This is a genomic window from Allomuricauda sp. R78024 (assembly GCF_044596045.1).
Taxonomy (GTDB): domain Bacteria; phylum Bacteroidota; class Bacteroidia; order Flavobacteriales; family Flavobacteriaceae; genus Flagellimonas.
In genome coordinates this window covers 1,982,362-1,999,156 of the sequence record NZ_CP138995.1, presented here as the reverse complement: position 1 = coordinate 1,999,156, position 16,795 = coordinate 1,982,362, and the positions used below count along the sequence as shown (strand labels likewise).

Below are 16,795 nucleotides of genomic sequence, written 5' to 3'. Positions count from 1 at the left end.
CCAATGTTAAGGTTATTCACTTAGTGTTAACAAAATACATTTTTTAGCGTCTTAAATAATCGTATTTTTAGCCTCTAACTTACTATGAAATGGGCAAGATTATTGCTATTGCAAATCAGAAGGGTGGAGTAGGTAAAACAACCACTACGGTTAACCTAGCTGCCTCGCTTGGTGTATTGGAAAAGAAAATATTGCTAATTGATGCAGACCCCCAAGCCAATGCAACGTCAGGTTTAGGTATTGATGTAGACAGTATTGAAAAAGGCACTTACCAGTTGCTGGAACATACCAAAACAGTGGATGAAGTAATTATACCGACAGATTCCCCAAATGTGGATCTTATTCCAGCACATATTGACCTTGTGGCCATTGAAATAGAATTGGTTGACAAGGACAACAGAGAGTACATGATGAAAGAGGCCCTTAAAGGCTTGGGAGACAGATATGATTTTATCTTGATTGATTGTGCCCCTTCTTTAGGTCTACTTACTTTGAACGCGCTTACAGCGGCCGACTCTGTCATGATTCCAATACAATGCGAATATTTTGCTTTGGAAGGCTTAGGAAAGCTGTTGAATACCATAAAGAGTGTTCAGAAAATACATAATAACGATTTGGATATTGAGGGCATGTTGTTGACCATGTATGACTCAAGGTTACGACTCTCTAACCAAGTTGTGGAAGAAGTTAAAAAACACTTTGCGGACATGGTATTTGATACCATAATCCAAAGGAATGTTAGGTTAAGTGAAGCGCCAAGTTATGGTGAAAGCATTATTAAGTATGATGCTAGCAGCAAAGGCGCCACAAATTATCTAAACTTGGCCAACGAAGTATTGAAGAAAAACAAGGAGAAAGTTTAAATGGCGAAGGCAACTAAAAAACAGGCTTTAGGAAGAGGCCTCTCCGCTCTATTAAAAGATCCCGAGAATGATATTCAATCAGTTTCGGATAAAAATGCGGATAAGGTCATTGGCAATGTAGTTGAATTGGAGATTGATTCTATTGAGGTAAATCCCTTTCAGCCACGTTCCAATTTTAATGATGAAACACTTAAGGAACTGGCAAGTTCAATTAGGGAACTTGGAATAATTCAACCCATTACAGTAAGAAAGCTTGATTTCAACAAATTCCAGTTGGTCTCTGGTGAAAGAAGGTTTCGTGCTTCTAAGTTGGTAGGGTTAAAAACTATCCCTTCTTATATTCGTATAGCAAACGACCAAGAATCATTGGAAATGGCTTTGGTGGAGAACATTCAACGCCAAGACTTAGACCCTATTGAAATTGCACTTTCGTATCAGCGGCTTATAGATGAGATTGAAGTTACCCAAGAAAAATTAAGTGACCGTGTGGGTAAAAAACGTTCTACCATTACCAATTATTTGCGTTTGCTTAAATTACACCCTATCATTCAAACAGGAATGAGAGATGGTTTTGTAAGTATGGGACATGGTCGGGCTCTAATAAATATTGAAAAGAAAAAAGACCAAATCAATATCTATGAGAAAGTAGTTTCTGATGGGCTTTCCGTAAGAGAAACAGAGCGTTTGGTAAAGGTTTACAAGGAATCAAAAAATGGAGGTTCTTCAGAAGTAAAAAAAGTAAGCTCCAGAGAAATACCAAATTTTGTCAGTAAAGGTATGGATGCATTAAAGCACCACCTTTCTACTAAAGTCGATGTTACCACCTCCCAAAATGGAAAAGGAAAAATTGTAATTCCTTTTCATTCCAAAGAAGAATTTCAGCGTTTAAGAAAATTATTGACAGGTGAGTAAAAGTTTTTTTTTACTGTTCTTTTCATTGCTTCTTGTTCAGTTTTCTTTTTCTCAAGAAGATGAAATAGAACCGCACCCCAAAGAAATTGATTCATTGGCTCAAGATTTGGAAGGCCAAGGGATTATAATACAAGAAGTTACTTATGAAAAGAAAAAGATAAACCCGCTTGCACCCAGTAAAGCGGCGTTTTATTCCGCTATATTTCCTGGATTGGGTCAAATTTATAACAAACGCTATTGGAAGGCACCCATAGTTTGGGGGGCCATTGGAACAGGGATTTATGTGTATTCCTTTAACAACACTGAATATAACAGGGCCAGGGATGCATTTAAAAGAAGACGAGCCGGTTTTACTGATGATGAATTTTACGATATAAATGGTGACGGAAGTGGCCCAGATATTTCTAATGATGCGTTACAAGATGCACAAGAAAGCTCTCAGCGTGATAGAGATTTGTCATTGTTGGTTACAATAGCACTTTATGCTTTTAATATAATAGACGCAAATGTAGATGCTCATCTTAAACAATATAATGTGGATGATGATTTATCGTTTGATTTTCAACCTTACTTAGATGTTAATCCCTTGACCAATAAGCCATATTATGGAATGGCCCTAGTGGTAAAATTTTAATTTATGAACATTGGATTATTTGGATATGGGAAAATGGGGCAAATGATTGAGCAAATAGCTCAAAGCAGAGGACATTCCATAGTTGCAAAGGTAGATTTAGATACACAGGAAGTGGATTACAAAAACATCGATGTCGCCATTGATTTTAGCACTCCAGACGCCGCATTTAATAACATAACCACTTGTTTTAAAAACAACATCCCGGTTATTTCAGGCACCACCGGATGGCTATCAAATTATGATAAAGCTGTAGGCATATGCAATGAGACCAATGGAGCGTTCATATATGCCTCAAATTTTAGTTTGGGAGTCAATGTATTTTTTGAATTGAATTCGTATTTGGCCAAAATGATGTCGAATCTAAATCAATATAACGTTGAAATGGAAGAAATTCATCATACCCAAAAATTGGATGCGCCAAGCGGCACGGCAATTACACTGGCAGATGGAATCATAGAAAACACTGAATATATTGGATGGGAATTGGATACGTCTGGAAAAAAGAAAATCCCGATCATCTCTAAACGTGAAGGGTCTGTTCCCGGAACCCATTCTATTTCGTATGAAAGCACAGTAGATAATATTGAAATTAAGCATACTGCCCATAATCGTGAAGGTTTCGCCTTAGGAGCGGTTATAGCCGCAGAGTGGATTCAGGGTAAAACCGGAGTTTTTTCTATGAAAGATGTGTTAAATCTTAATTAAAAAAAGTAACAACAATCTAGACTTGTAGTCTTACAAATAAACTTCTTTATGAACGGTACGCAGTGGGTCATTTTTATTTTGATTGTACAAATCATTCATTTTTTAGGCACTTGGAAACTCTATGTAAAAGCAGGTAGAAAAGCATGGGAAGCAGCAATCCCAATATATAATGGTATTGTTTTGATGAAAATCATAAACAGACCTTGGTGGTGGATTTTACTGTTATTCATTCCCATTATTAATTTATTGATGTTCCCAGTGGTGTGGGTAGAAACCATTAGAAGTTTTGGAAAGACCAAACTTTTAGATACCTGGCTGGTTATTCTAACATTAGGATTTTACATCTATTATATCAATTATGCCGAAGATGTAAAATATATTGAAGACCGAGATTTAAAACCTAGAACTGGACTTGGAGAATGGGTAAGCTCCATCGTTTTTGCCATTGTAGCTGCAACCTTTGTGCATACTTACTTTATACAGCCGTATGTAATTCCTACTGGTTCATTGGAGCGCACTCTTAGGATTGGAGATTTTTTGTTTGTTAGCAAATTCCATTATGGAGCAAGAATTCCCATGACCACATTGGCTCTTCCAATGGTGCATGATACCATTCCAGGAGTAAAGAAAAGATCATATGTGGCCGATGTTGACCCAGCAACTCATAAAACCTCATGGAAGAATAAATTACAATTACCCTATATGCGCCTTCCAGGGTTCAATACCATCAAAAAAAATGACATAGTTGTTTTCAGCTTGCCCTCAGATACCTTGTATCAATTTTTTAAGGCAGAAAAAGCTGTAAAAAAACCAATAGACAAAAAGTCTAACTATGTTAAGAGGTGCGTGGGAACTCCAGGGGATTCGTTGGCGGTCATAGACGGTTTTGTTCATATCAATGGGAAAAAACTGCAGCTTTCAGATAGGGCAAAAGTGATGTATGATTATACTATTTATTCCCAAAAAGGGGTGTCCAGTAGGTTACTTAATGAGGTTGACGCTTCAGATTACCTCAGGAAATATATAACTGCAGGCCTAAATCAAGATCAGTACAATGCACTATCTCCTTTTGTGCTTGGTGCAAACCAAACAGCAGATGGTAAAATTGAACTTATAACACGGGAAAAAGGAATACCTACCGAAGTTATAAGACAATTGAGATTATCCCTGACAGAAGAAAAGCCGAGGTCAAGAATTGCCAACTTAACAGATGACATGGTGGCTGCATTGCAAAAGAATCAAGAGATAGATTCTGTTATAAAAACGAATGAAGGTAAGGGAGTATACACAGGTGCATATCCTCAAAAACCCAATTTCTATCCATGGAACAATGACAATTTTGGTCCTATATATCTTCCTGAGGAAGGAGCCACTGTAGAAATCAATTACAAAACCATTCCGTTATACAAGAAGATTATTCGGGATTACGAATACAATGATGTGGTCGTTACGGGACAAAAAGTTTTGATCAATGGAGAAGAAGCGAGTTCCTATACATTTAAACAAGACTATTATTGGATGATGGGAGATAACCGCGACCACTCTGAAGATAGCAGAACTTGGGGATATGTTCCGGCTAACCATATTGTTGGGAAACCTGTTTTTCTTTGGTTGAGTTTTGATAACTTCAAAGAAGGCTTGATAAAATGGCGTCCCCGTTGGGATCGTATTTTTACTACTGTTGGGGGTAGCGGAGAACCTGTATCCTATTTAAAGTATTTTTTAATGGTACTTGCAGGATGGTTTATATTTGACTTTTTTAGAAAACGAAGAAAAAAGAATTCTTGAGTTTATTAGTTCATCCTACTTATTTGCCAAGCATCATCACGTTTTCTGTAATTGCTCAAAACGACATTGTTTGGGAAGCGTGTGATAATTTCCAGAAACAGACATACAGGAACCGCTGCTATATCTGTACAGATCAGGGAAAGCATATGCTAAACATTCCCATAAAACATACCAAGGGAAAAGAAGATCATCAAAAATATAGTGAGATTGAAATGGATAATAGTTTCAATTGGCAAAAGCAACATTGGCGAACCTTGGAAACTGCTTATAGAACGTCCCCCTTCTTTGAGTTTTACGAGGATGATTTAAAACCTTTGTTTGAAGAAGCCAAAGGTTCTCTTTTTGATTTCAACCTAAAAACTATAAAAACCATTGGTGATTGTTTAGGCATTGAAAACCCCACAAAAAAAACTTCTTCTTATGAGGTCATACCTTCAAAAAATGTTGATACGAGATTCTTAGCAGAGTCAAAAAGAGAATTAAGTATTGGTCTGGCAGAGTATTCTCAAGTCTTTGAAGAAAGACACGGTTTTATATCCAATCTAAGCATTTTGGATTTGTTATTCAATGAAGGAACCAATGCACTTACCTATTTAAAAAATCAATCTTTAGGCTTTTTAGATGCTTAGGTTCATCATTCATTATAGCATTCATTTTATCGTTCCTATCCTTATAGGTTTTTTGTTTTTCAAGGAAAATAGAATTAAGGTGATACTTGTTCTTTTAGCGGGTATTGTAATCGACCTGGATCATCTTCTTGCAGAACCAATATTTGATTTAAATCGTTGCAGCATAAATTTTCATCCACTCCATAGCTATTGGGCCATCTCGCTATATTGTATTCTTCCTTTCTTTAAACAAACCCGAATAATAGGTTTAGCGCTTATCATCCATATTATTGCAGATGTTGTGGATTGTTTTTTAATCTGATTTAAGACGAATAGTGGCCATAACCGGATAATGGTCAGACAATTTCTCATTATAATTCTGGTGAGAGATTACTTCAAACGCTGGATCTACAAGTATATAATCTATTCGAATAGGAAACCCTAACAGACCATATGTTCTGCCAAATCCTTTTCCTTTTTCCAAAAAAGTATCTTGCAAATCCTTGCTCAATATACGATATACATTAGAGAACTGTGTATTATTCATATCGCCGCAAACTATATTTTTATATGGACTTGTTTCTTTATGTTTATTAAAGATTTTAGCCTGTTCAAGTTGTTTTGTAAAAGTATTGACCAGTCTTTTATAATTCTTTTCTGATTCTTCTTCAGAAAACGTTTCTGATGATGGGACAATATTATATGACTGTAAATGCAAATTATAAACTCTTATCGTGTCTTTTTTGTGCAGAATATCAGCGTATATGATATTGTTACTTGTCCCAGGTAAGTCAAGTGAACCGTTACCAACAATAGGGTATTTTGAAAATATAGCTTGTATGCTCCTGGGTACTGAATAAGGCGTTTCAGTCCTATACGGATATTGGGTTAATTGCTTATATCGTATTCTGCTATGCTCTTGAATACAGACGATATCTGGATTTTCATTTTTGATAAATGCAGATATCCTATCCCCAATTTTTGGTTCTTTAATCCAACCATTCTTATTAAATCCCCATGCATTATAGGTCATTATTTTCAAATCGGACGCTGATGACTCTTCATTATGGTTACCAATTCCATAAAATGGTCCAAAAACCAAATACCCAATGAACAGTGTTATCAGAGATAGTAAGAACTTTCTTTTTTTTCTATAAAGCCAATACCCGAGAAACAATCCATTTATAATAAAAAGAAAAGGAACAATCAGACTAAGAACTGATAATAAAGAGAAAATATGAGCTGTTAAAAAGGAAAGAATGCAAGTAACAAGTAATAAAACTGCAACTAGTATATTAACCGTAAATATTAACTTACCAAGAATGAGAGAAGTCTTTTTCACGTACTAATTCTCTTTACCTGCTTTAAACAAAAAATCCTTTTCGGCCTTGGATAAGCTCTCATATCCAGATTTACTGATTTTATCCAAGATGGCATCTATTTTACGCTGATGGGCTTGTTTATCATAATCTGCAGAACTCTTACCTTTGGAAGTCTTCTTTTTATATACCGTTTTAAGAGGTCCCTTTTTTTCTTTTGGTTTAAAGAGTTGAACAATAACGTCTCTAAACTTTGTAAAGCCAGAACCGATATCATTTCCGTTTAACAACTGTCGTGCATAAATGTATCCAAGCAGCGCTCCTCCCAAATGTGCTAATCTGCCACCTACATTTCCACCATACGGAATCTGTATTAAATCGACCAAAACAAAAAATGCCCCTACATACCAAAGCTTAACGTTAAAAAAGATAATCCGCACTTCTTGATTTGGTAAGTAAGCACATACGAAAATCAATACTGCCGTAACTCCTGCTGAAGCCCCTATTAATGCTGTATTTGTATTCAATAAGGTTGGAAAAATATTATAACTAAGCAAAAAAACCATTCCTCCAACGATAACACCTAAAAAGTATACGTTAATGAACCGTTGGTTATCAAATAGATTTAAGAAAATTCTACCAGCAAAATAGAGCATGATCATGTTCCAAAAGATATGACCCAAACCGGCATGGAAAAATGAGTATGTGCCTATAGACCAGGGCTGACCAAAAAATTCCATGAAATCTTTGGGCAGTTCAAACCATTCCGATACTGAATTTCCAAGTAATGCTAAAGACAGTCCGTCCAAAATAAAGACGAGAACATTTAGTGCAATCAGTTTTTCAGCTATGCTGAATTTTGCAAAATTATATTGTAATCCACCATTCGCCATAGGCTAATTCCAACGGTTTTTATTAAACTCATTCTTTTTCCAATACCACATCATAATAAATCCAATTAATGCGCCACCTATATGCGCAAAATGTGCCACTCCAGTATTTATGTTTCCTATTCCAAAAAACAAGTCTCCAGCTAACAACAAGGGTACAAAATACTTTGCTTTTATAGGCACTGGTAAAAATATCAACATAAGTTTTGCTTCAGAATACATAAAAGCAAATGCCACTAAAATCCCGTAAATAGCACCTGATGCTCCAACTGCCGGTGTATTGTAAGCACTTAAAAAATTATCAATGGTGCTTTTAGAAGCCACGTTATACCAATCTGGACTGTATTGCCCTTTTGATATTATATCCAAAACCTGCGTCTCTGTCATTCCAGCGTTGACCAAAGCAGTCATTCCTTCATTAAAAAGATAATAGTTAACCCCTGTATGCAATAAGGCAGAACCAAGTCCGGCTGAAAAATAAAAGAACAAGAACTTATTCCTGCCCCAAGCTTGCTCAAGAGGAGTTCCAAATGCCCACAGCGCGTACATATTAAACACAATGTGCATAAGGCCGCCATGCATGAACATATGGCTAATTACCTGCCACCACTGAAAATTAGTGTTCTGAGGAAACCAGAGGGATAACCACTGATACATTTGATCCCCATATAATTGTGTGGCTATAAATAAAATCACGTTGATAATCAACAAATGTTTTACCGCCTCTGTCAATCTACCCATTTAGCTAAACTTTTTTTCAATATCTCCTTCAGAGATAATAGTGTATGTCATTTTTTGGAACGGACTTAATGTAGGTTCCTTACAACCGAATAAATCATTCACCAAACCTAACTGGGAGTCCTTATCCAATACTTCACCTGTTTTTACTGCCAGGTTTTTAGACAGTGCCTTTGCCAGCAATTCCGCTTGAGAAATTGAATTTCCTTCAAATCCCTCTTTATAATCAGCTATCAAACGATCCAATACCATGCCAATTCCGCTTTCGGAGACAACCAAGGGCACACCTGTCACTTTAACAGTCTCTTCTTCCAAACTTTCAAAAGCAAAACCAACGTTTATCAGGCTATCTTTGATCTCTTTTAAAATAATCAATTCTTGTTTGGTGAAGGTAAGTTCTAAAGGAAACAAGAGCTGTTGGCTGACACCTTCCTTTACGGTGATTTCAGCTAAAAACTTTTCAAAAAGCACCCGTTCATGTGCACGGTTTTGATTAATTACCAACATGCCGGACTTAATGGTGCTAACTATATACTTTCTTTTTAGCTGAAAGGTGGTGCTAACATGTTCTTGCGATTCTGTATCAGAATAAAATGTTCCTTGTACCTCAGTGTCCGATTCAATCTCTATACTGCTGAAATTATCTGTACTTACCCCGGTATTTAAACCTTCATACAGATTCTCCCAAGCCTTTGTGCTGGTTTTTTGATAGTTAGACGTAGCGCTTGTCCTTTCTGAAGTCTCTTGAAAAGGATTAAAAGAAGCATCCATGGTTACCTTAGGCAGTACTGCTCCTTTCTCCTTATATGCATAGGGAGTGTCTAAATTAGGGTCATGTTCAAAATCCAAAACTGGAGCTACATTAAATTGTCCCAAACTATGTTTTACTGTGGAACGAATGATGGCGTACATGGTATTTTCATCATCAAACTTCACCTCTGTTTTTGTGGGATGTATATTGATATCGATAGATGCAGGATCCACTTCTAAATACAAAAAGTATCCAGGATACAAGTCAGTCTTAATAAGTCCTTCAAAAGCGGCAACTACTGCATGATGCAAGTATGGGCTTTTTATAAATCTGCTATTGGCAAAGAAAAACTGTTCTCCCCTACTCTTTTTAGCAAATTCTGGCTTGCAGACAAATCCCGAGATTTTAACTACTTCAGTCCCTTCATTGACCGGAACTAAACGGTCTCCCATTCTATTCCCAAAAACATTACTTATTCGCTGTCTGTGTTTGGTCTTTGGAAGATTAAATAATTCTGAACCATTATTGTAATAATGAAATTCTATGTTTGGATGGACCAAGGCAACCCGCTGAAATTCATCTGTAATATGCCGTGATTCAACTTGGTTGGATTTTAAGAAATTACGTCTGGCCGGAATATTAAAAAATAGATTTTTAACAGCTATTGATGTCCCTTTTGGTGTGGCTATCACTTCTTGAGACATTATTTTGCTGCCTTCAATCTTTAAATGTGTCCCAACTTCCGCATTATCCATCCTTGTCTGCATATCCACATGGGCAATTGCTGCTATTGAAGCCAAGGCTTCACCACGGAATCCTTTTGTCTGCAGGTTAAACAAATCTTGGGCGGTTGATATTTTTGATGTAGCATGTCTCTCAAAAGAAAGTCTAGCATCGGTCTCACTCATTCCAGAACCATTGTCCACAACTTGAATGAGAGCCTTACCTCCATCTTTTACAATCAATTTAATTAGGGTAGCACCAGAATCTATGGCGTTTTCCAATAGTTCTTTTACTACTGAAGCTGGTCGCTGAACCACTTCCCCTGCTGCAATTTGATTGGCGACATGGTCTGGCAAGAGTTTAATGATATCTGCCATTAGGGATTCAGGAATATGGATAAATCAAAGTCTATGATGAAGAGGAACAGCAATATTAAGATGGCCACAATAATCGTAAAACGAATTTTTAAGTTTTTATCCCCTTCATTTTTTAAGTCATCAAAAGCTGAGGAAAATTTGTTTTTTAGGCCTCTTTGTGTATTAGCTGTACTTCTGTATTTATCTAGTTTATGTTCTATTTTATAAGGATTACCTTCACCCTTGTAATAGCGTGGTGAATAATCATAGGTTCTATTTTTTCTAAGTTTTAGAAAATTTCGCATTATATCCTTTTCCGTATAATCTCAAAGGTACTCAAAATCAAAAAATAGGATTGGGAACTACTGCCAAAAAATGTTAACAGTCTTAGATAGAACTATAGTATTGCCCTATTTGCTCTTAAAAACATAAAAATTACCTTCCTAAGGCAGCCATCTTTATTGCTGCAATAGCCGCTTCGGCTCCCTTATTTCCATGCTTGCCTCCGCTGCGGTCTATAGCTTGCTGTAAAGTGTTATCAGTAAGAACACAAAAGATAACAGGTGTGTCATAAGCAACATTTAGGTCCTTAATACCCTGGGCCGCTGCGCTACAAACAAAATCAAAGTGACTGGTTTCTCCACGAATAACGCTGCCAATTGCAATTACTGCATCCACTTTTTGAGTGTTGAGCATCTTTTTACATCCGTAGGTAAGCTCATAAGTTCCTGGAACATTCCATCTAAGAATATTATCAGTAAGAGCTCCGCAATCCACTAAGGCCTCTAAAGCGCCATTATATAGTCCTTCCGTAATGGTATCATTCCACTCAGAAACAACAATCCCAAACCGAAATTCCTTCGCGTTTGGGATTGTTGTTTTATCGTAAGCGGATAAGTTCTTGTTCTCAGTAGCCATAAGCCTAATTTTTGGCTAGTCCAATAAGTACATCTATTCCATTTGCCTCTTGAGAGGAAGAATATTCATTTTTGATGCGCTCAAAAAAGCTTGATGCTTTTTCTTTTTGGTTTAAATCCATGGCAATAACACCCGCTTTGTATAAAAATCTGGGGGCAGTATATTCATTATTGCTATGTGCAATCGCTTTTTCGTAATACTCCAAAGCATCTTCATTCTGACCCAATTGAGAGAAAGCATCACCCATTCCCCCCTTAGCCATGGCTCCTAAAACTGCATCACTTGAAGAAAAACTCTCCAAATTAGCAATGGCCTCGTCATATTGCTGCATGTTCAAATAGGTCATTCCCGCAGAATATTTAGCAAGGTTAGCCGCTTTGGTTCCTTTGTATTCTTCAATAATATCCAGAAAACCATATTTACCCTCTGCCCCATTTAAGGCCAAAGTAAACAATGAATCCTTAGCCGTCTCGTTTGTCAATGCCTGATCAAAATATTGTTGCGGATAAAAAAGTTCATTAGCCGCAGATGCTTCCTTTGGTTTTTGAATAAATTCATTGTACCCCAAATACCCTAAAACACCTATAGCAATGGCACCAATCGCGCCCAAAATGTAATTCTGGTTTTTCTGAACCCAAGCCTCGGTTTTGGAAGCACTTTCATCCAAAGTACTAAATACTTCAGCCGTTGTACTGTTCTGCTCATCTAATTGAGCTTCTTCAACCTTATTTTTTGGCTTAAAGCCTCGCTTCTTGTATGTTGCCATTCTTCATTTGATTAATCGCGCAAAAATAAAGTTTTTATCCAAAACCAAAAGGTAATTTATTCGTTATTTTTGGAATCTTTAATTAGTCGTTCAATGACTAAAAATGTAATATCCCTTTAGCTTTTTATGTTTTTAAAGCACTTGTCTTTAGTTAATTACAAAAATTTCTCTTCCAAGAGTCTAGAATTTGACCCTGTTATCAACTGTCTTGTTGGCGATAATGGTGTGGGAAAGACCAATATTTTGGATGCCATATACCACCTTTCTTTCGGGAAAAGCTATTTTAATCCGGTTTCTACCCAAAATATAAAACATGAAACCGAGTTTTTTGTAGTTGAAGGCGAATTTGAAAAAGATAATAGGACAGAAAAAATCATTTGTAGCTTTAAACGTGGCTTAAAAAAGGTCATTAAAAGAAATGGGAAGGCCTATGAAAAGTTTTCAGAGCATATTGGTTTTTTACCTCTTGTAATCATCTCCCCTTCAGATAGAGACCTTATAACAGAGGGAAGTGACACTCGTAGAAAATTTATGGACGGTGTTATTTCGCAATCAGATAAAGAATACCTAAAAACCTTGATTAAGTACAATAAGGTTTTGGTGCAGCGTAACTCATTGCTTAAGTATTTTGTTGCCAATCATACTTTTGACCCCAATACGCTAGCTATTTACAATGAGCAATTACATACCCTGGGAACAGAAATTCATCAAAAAAGAGTGGCCTTTGTAACATCCTTTATTCCAATCTTTAAGGAACAGTATGCCCACATATCTGAAAAGGAAGAAGAAATCATGCTTTCCTATGAAAGTCAACTCTTGGACAAAAGCTTATTGGAACTTTTGGAAACTACAGTTGATAAGGATAGGGCTATACAATACACGAGCGTGGGAATCCATAAAGACGACCTCAACTTTACCATTGCTGGACATCCCATTAAAAAATTTGGTAGTCAAGGGCAACAAAAATCTTATTTGATTGCTTTAAAGCTAGCGCAATTCCACTTTATAAAAGAACAGGCCAAGACCACTCCCATCCTTCTGCTGGATGATATTTTTGATAAACTGGACGAAAATCGCGTGTCGCAGATTGTGGCATTGGTGGACAATGATAATTTTGGCCAGATATTTATTAGTGACACACATGCGGAACGTACCGAAAATGTAGTTAAAAACATTAGACAGAGTTATAAAATCTTTACCTTGTAGTATGAAGAAAATGTTGCTTTTCTTTATGATTTTATCTTTTTGGGGATGCAAGGATACTTCGCTATCAGAAGAAGATCTGCATTATCTAAATGGGTATTGGGAAATTACCGAAGTTACATTTCAAGATGGTGCAGAAAAGAACTATTCCATTAACCCAAGTGTTGACTTTATACAATTGGAAGGCACCAAAGGCTACCGAAAAAAGCTACAACCCAAATTTGACGGCACCTATAATACTTCTAATGATGCTGAAGTTTTCGAGGTAATCAGGATAGACAAAAGTTTTACATTGCATTACAAAAACCCTTTAAGCGAACGGGAAGAAAAGCTGATTCAAATAGATTCAACTTCTTTTTCAGTGCGTAATGAAGATGGAATATTATACTCCTATAAACGGTTCGAACCTATTTCAATACCAAAATAATGGCAAAAAGACACAATTCCCATATTCCTATGAGTGATGCACTTGGGGAGTTTATAAAAGAAAATAAGCTTCAAAAAGGTATGGATAGGGTAAATGCCAAAGATGCTTGGGTAAAATTAATGGGGAACGGGGTCAACAACTATACTACGGCAGTTGAACTTAGGAACGAAACTCTTTTTGTATCACTCTCTTCTTCAGTACTTAGAGAAGAGTTGAGTTTAGGAAAAACCAAAATCATAGCTATGCTTAATGAGGAATTGGGTAAAGAGTTGGTAAAGAAAATAGTGCTTCGTTAACCGTATGGTAAGTCATTCATGAATCAAGTGAAAAGAATCATTGAAACAACCCGATTAATAATCTGTGAAGCAAACATTAAAGATTCCCAGTTTTTTAAAAAACTATTGAATAGTCCAAATTGGATAGAGTTTATTGGAGATAGGGGTATAAAAACGGATAAGCAAGCAGTTAACTATATAAACTCCAGTTTAATTAACTCTTATAAAGAACATGGCTATGGCCTTTATAAAATGTGTCTCAAAGAATCTTCAATACCTATAGGCATATGTGGCTTTGTAAAACGAGATTATTTGGATAGCCCAGACATAGGGTTTGCAATTCTGCCAGAATATGAAGGAAAGGGTTATACCACCGAAGCTTGTAAGGCGACATTAGCGTACGGAAAATCAGCATTGAAGTTGGAATCCATTTTAGGCATTACCACTCAAAAAAATAGTAAATCGCAACACCTTCTCAACAAAATTGGGCTTCAGGAAGTGGGAAAAATAAAACCAAAAGGAAGTAAAGAAGAACTTCTATTGTTTTCAAATTGAAAAGCCACTCGATAGGAGTGGCTTTTATGTTTTCAAAAGTTTTTACTAACAAAAAACTAAAATACTTCCCTACCTGAAAAATGGAAAGCACCTTCTATTGCTGCATTCTCATCACTGTCAGAACCATGAACAGCGTTTTCACCTATACTCGTAGCGAATAATTTACGAATAGTTCCTTCAGCAGCTTCTGCCGGGTTAGTTGCTCCAATTAATGCACGAAAATCATCAACCGCATTGTCCTTTTCTAAAATGGCAGGTACAATAGGTCCTCTTGTCATAAATTCAACCAATTCTCCAAAGAAAGGTCTTTCTTTATGTATAGCGTAGAATTCCTCAGCATCTCTTTTACTTAACTGTGTATATTTCATTGCTACGATTCTGAATCCAGCAGCAGTTATCTTTTCCAAAATTGCACCAATATGTCCGTTTTCAACAGCATCTGGTTTTATCATGGTAAATGTTCTATTTCCAGTCATTTTTTTAAATTTTGCGCAAACTTACGTTTTTTCGAGCAACGCACAAGGTTTAATACTCCTGTTTTAATTCTTGAAAAACCATTCTATTTTCACACATTATTTTTAGATGGGCTTCTCTATTCTTCATGTTCAACTCAATAATTCTAAAACTAGGAACGGAAGTAACTATGAAATTGGCATTTGATTCTTCTTGCACCCTAAGACAAAAACAACAGTGCTTAAAAAAGAAAAAGCGTTGCATAACTTTAAAATCGGTCGAACAAAAATAGGAGGTCATGGTTTACCTCTATGTTATATTATTGTATCTTTGCCCGCATGAATTTAGAGGATATCACGACGGTCAAGTCTATTCTTTCCCAGCCCCAAAAAATCGTAATCATACCCCATAAGAACCCTGATGGTGACGCCATAGGCTCATGCCTTGGGCTCCTAAACTTCCTTAAAGGAAAAGGGTTGCAAGTTACCGTCATATCTCCAAATGATTATCCCAAATTTCTAAAATGGATGCCCGGAAGCGATGCCATCTTAAACTTTGAAAAGGAAAATTCGCAATCCAAAAAAGCTCTTGAAGAAGCCACGGTAATATTTACTTTGGATTTTAATGATTTATCCCGAACAGGGCAATTGGGAGCTGTTTTAAAAGAAAAAGAGGCAGATTTCATTATGATAGATCACCATCAACAACCAAGTGATTATGCCAAGGTGACCTACTCAGATGTAAGTATGAGCTCTACCTGCGAAATGGTTTATAATTTTATAGAGTACTTGGATGGTTTGAGTGACATCACCAAAGCCATTGCCACTAATCTGTATACAGGAATTATGACGGATACAGGTTCGTTTAAATACAGGTCAACCTCTAGTAGAACGCATCGGGTGGTTGCGGACTTAATAGATCGTGGGGCAGAGAATATGGAGATTCATCAAAATATTTACGATACCAATTCCCCATCTCGTCTTCATTTATTGGGCGTAGCGTTGAGTAATATGGTAATTCTTTCTGAATATAGCACAGCCTATATTACGTTGACACAAGAGGAATTGGATAAGCATGATTTTAAGAAAGGGGATACAGAGGGTTTTGTCAATTATGGATTAACGCTGGAAGGAATTATTTTTGCAGTGATTTTTATTGAAAACAAAGAAGAAGGTATTATAAAAATTTCGTTCCGTTCAATAGGTGATTTTTCAGTAAATGAGTTTGCAAGGAATCATTTTAATGGCGGCGGACACGACAATGCTGCTGGAGGAAGAAGTGATATCAGTATGGAAGAAACCATTAAACAATTCAATAGTATCTTAAAAACGTACAAAAGCCAACTAAACCCATGAGAGCTTTTTTTTTAATTTTTGCGGCAATTCTTTTGGTAAACTGTGGAGGTCCTGAACCAAGAAGACCAGTAGAAGTAAAATCTGGTAGTTTTTTTAAAGAATCCGTGGAACGCAATAAGCAGTTATTGGAACTGGAAGAAAAGATCATAAGTGGCATTATTGAAAAGGATACTCTTCATGATTATCTAGCAAGCCCAAGTGGGTTTAAATATTTTTTTGAAGTCAAAAACGATACAGCTACATATTCGCCAAAGACCAATGACCAGATATTGTTTTCTTATAATCTTGTGACTCTGGACAATGATACCATCTATAGTATGGAAGACATTGGCCCCACTTCGTATGTAGTGGACAAAGAGCAGCTATTTCCTGGTTTGCAAAATGCAGTTAAATTGCTTAAAATTAGTGAGCGCGCAACATTTCTGTTTCCTTCTTTATTAGCATATAGCTATCACGGTGACGGAAATAGTATTGGTCCTAAAACTCCTTTAAAATCTACAATCGAATTACATACAATCATTATTAATCAAGATAGTTTAAATCTAAAACCATAATA

General features: G+C 36.4%; 21 protein-coding genes. 13 read left to right on the top strand and 8 right to left on the bottom strand.

The genetic code is table 11. The annotated features are described in order from the left end of the window. The first annotated feature begins 89 nt into the window (after positions 1–89). The 7 genes from SJY44_RS08930 to SJY44_RS08900 are packed head-to-tail and all read left to right on the top strand — an operon-like array spanning position 90 to position 5,832. Positions 90–863 (top strand): AAA family ATPase, encoded by a 774-nt coding sequence (locus SJY44_RS08930; RefSeq protein WP_298927938.1) that lies wholly within the window; start codon positions 90–92, stop codon positions 861–863. Continuing rightward, a complete protein-coding gene (locus SJY44_RS08925; RefSeq protein ID WP_396589435.1) occupies positions 864–1,775 on the top strand; it encodes a ParB/RepB/Spo0J family partition protein in 912 nt (303 codons plus the stop codon). It abuts the gene before it with no gap. Then, positions 1,768–2,409, top strand: coding sequence for a DUF5683 domain-containing protein (locus SJY44_RS08920; RefSeq protein ID WP_396589434.1), 642 nt, complete (start codon positions 1,768–1,770; stop codon positions 2,407–2,409). The genes SJY44_RS08925 and SJY44_RS08920 overlap by 8 nt, the downstream gene beginning before the upstream one ends. Before the next feature lie 3 nt (positions 2,410–2,412). Beyond that, positions 2,413–3,114, top strand: coding sequence for a 4-hydroxy-tetrahydrodipicolinate reductase (gene dapB, locus SJY44_RS08915; RefSeq protein ID WP_396589433.1), 702 nt, complete (start codon positions 2,413–2,415; stop codon positions 3,112–3,114). Between the two features lie 48 nt (positions 3,115–3,162). Beyond that, positions 3,163–4,902, top strand: a complete 1,740-nt coding sequence (gene lepB / locus SJY44_RS08910) for a signal peptidase I (RefSeq protein ID WP_396589432.1) — start codon at positions 3,163–3,165, stop codon at positions 4,900–4,902. Then, positions 4,899–5,531: a WbqC family protein gene (locus tag SJY44_RS08905; RefSeq protein WP_396589431.1), complete on the top strand. Its 633-nt coding sequence runs from the start codon at positions 4,899–4,901 to the stop codon at positions 5,529–5,531. Before lepB ends, SJY44_RS08905 begins: the two co-directional genes overlap by 4 nt. Next, entirely contained in the window at positions 5,524–5,832 is a 309-nt protein-coding gene (locus SJY44_RS08900) for a DUF6122 family protein (RefSeq protein WP_396589430.1), read from the top strand. The genes SJY44_RS08905 and SJY44_RS08900 overlap by 8 nt, the downstream gene beginning before the upstream one ends. Here the strand turns inward: SJY44_RS08900 and SJY44_RS08895 are convergent. From SJY44_RS08895 to SJY44_RS08865, 7 genes are all read right to left on the bottom strand, one after another. Beyond that, a complete protein-coding gene (locus tag SJY44_RS08895) occupies positions 5,824–6,852 on the bottom strand; it encodes an endonuclease/exonuclease/phosphatase family protein (protein ID WP_396589429.1) in 1,029 nt (342 codons plus the stop codon). The genes SJY44_RS08900 and SJY44_RS08895 overlap by 9 nt on opposite strands. Positions 6,853–6,855: 3 nt before the next feature. Beyond that, positions 6,856–7,722, bottom strand: a complete 867-nt coding sequence (locus SJY44_RS08890; RefSeq protein WP_396589428.1) for a rhomboid family intramembrane serine protease — start codon at positions 7,720–7,722, stop codon at positions 6,856–6,858. A gap of 3 nt (positions 7,723–7,725) precedes the next feature. Then, the gene (locus tag SJY44_RS08885) at positions 7,726–8,460 is read right to left on the bottom strand and encodes a rhomboid family intramembrane serine protease (RefSeq protein ID WP_298927959.1); all 735 of its coding nucleotides are present in this window, start codon (positions 8,458–8,460) and stop codon (positions 7,726–7,728) included. Then, entirely contained in the window at positions 8,461–10,308 is a 1,848-nt protein-coding gene (mutL, locus tag SJY44_RS08880) for a DNA mismatch repair endonuclease MutL (protein ID WP_396589427.1), read from the bottom strand. It lies immediately after the preceding gene. Then, positions 10,308–10,592, bottom strand: coding sequence for a riboflavin synthase subunit beta (locus SJY44_RS08875; RefSeq protein WP_298927965.1), 285 nt, complete (start codon positions 10,590–10,592; stop codon positions 10,308–10,310). The genes mutL and SJY44_RS08875 overlap by 1 nt, the downstream gene beginning before the upstream one ends. Positions 10,593–10,722: 130 nt before the next feature. Beyond that, the gene (gene ribH / locus SJY44_RS08870) at positions 10,723–11,205 is read right to left on the bottom strand and encodes a 6,7-dimethyl-8-ribityllumazine synthase (protein ID WP_396589426.1); all 483 of its coding nucleotides are present in this window, start codon (positions 11,203–11,205) and stop codon (positions 10,723–10,725) included. Positions 11,206–11,209: 4 nt separating this feature from the next. Beyond that, entirely contained in the window at positions 11,210–11,971 is a 762-nt protein-coding gene (locus SJY44_RS08865; RefSeq protein WP_396589425.1) for a tol-pal system YbgF family protein, read from the bottom strand. Positions 11,972–12,097: 126 nt separating this feature from the next. Between SJY44_RS08865 and recF the strand changes: the two genes are divergently transcribed. From recF to SJY44_RS08845, 4 genes are read left to right on the top strand one after another with little or no spacing between them, the layout of a single operon-like run. Next, complete coding sequence (gene recF / locus SJY44_RS08860; protein ID WP_396589424.1) at positions 12,098–13,177, top strand: DNA replication/repair protein RecF; 1,080 nt, start codon at positions 12,098–12,100, stop codon at positions 13,175–13,177. A gap of 1 nt (position 13,178) precedes the next feature. Continuing rightward, positions 13,179–13,601: a hypothetical protein gene (locus SJY44_RS08855; protein ID WP_396589423.1), complete on the top strand. Its 423-nt coding sequence runs from the start codon at positions 13,179–13,181 to the stop codon at positions 13,599–13,601. Beyond that, positions 13,601–13,897, top strand: coding sequence for a DUF721 domain-containing protein (locus SJY44_RS08850; RefSeq protein ID WP_396589422.1), 297 nt, complete (start codon positions 13,601–13,603; stop codon positions 13,895–13,897). The genes SJY44_RS08855 and SJY44_RS08850 overlap by 1 nt, the downstream gene beginning before the upstream one ends. A 27-nt stretch (positions 13,898–13,924) precedes the next feature. Then, positions 13,925–14,431: a GNAT family N-acetyltransferase gene (locus tag SJY44_RS08845; protein ID WP_396589421.1), complete on the top strand. Its 507-nt coding sequence runs from the start codon at positions 13,925–13,927 to the stop codon at positions 14,429–14,431. Between the two features lie 56 nt (positions 14,432–14,487). Here the strand turns inward: SJY44_RS08845 and SJY44_RS08840 are convergent, their stop codons facing one another. Next, on the bottom strand, positions 14,488–14,907 hold the full coding sequence (locus tag SJY44_RS08840) for a nucleoside-diphosphate kinase (protein ID WP_109662234.1): 420 nt from the start codon (positions 14,905–14,907) through the stop codon (positions 14,488–14,490). Between the two features lie 315 nt (positions 14,908–15,222). Here SJY44_RS08840 and SJY44_RS08835 point away from each other — a divergent pair, with 315 nt between their 5' ends. Then, on the top strand, positions 15,223–16,239 hold the full coding sequence (locus SJY44_RS08835) for a bifunctional oligoribonuclease/PAP phosphatase NrnA (RefSeq protein WP_396589420.1): 1,017 nt from the start codon (positions 15,223–15,225) through the stop codon (positions 16,237–16,239). Continuing rightward, entirely contained in the window at positions 16,236–16,793 is a 558-nt protein-coding gene (gldI, locus tag SJY44_RS08830) for a gliding motility-associated peptidyl-prolyl isomerase GldI (protein ID WP_396589419.1), read from the top strand. The genes SJY44_RS08835 and gldI overlap by 4 nt, the downstream gene beginning before the upstream one ends. Positions 16,794–16,795 lie beyond the last annotated feature (2 nt).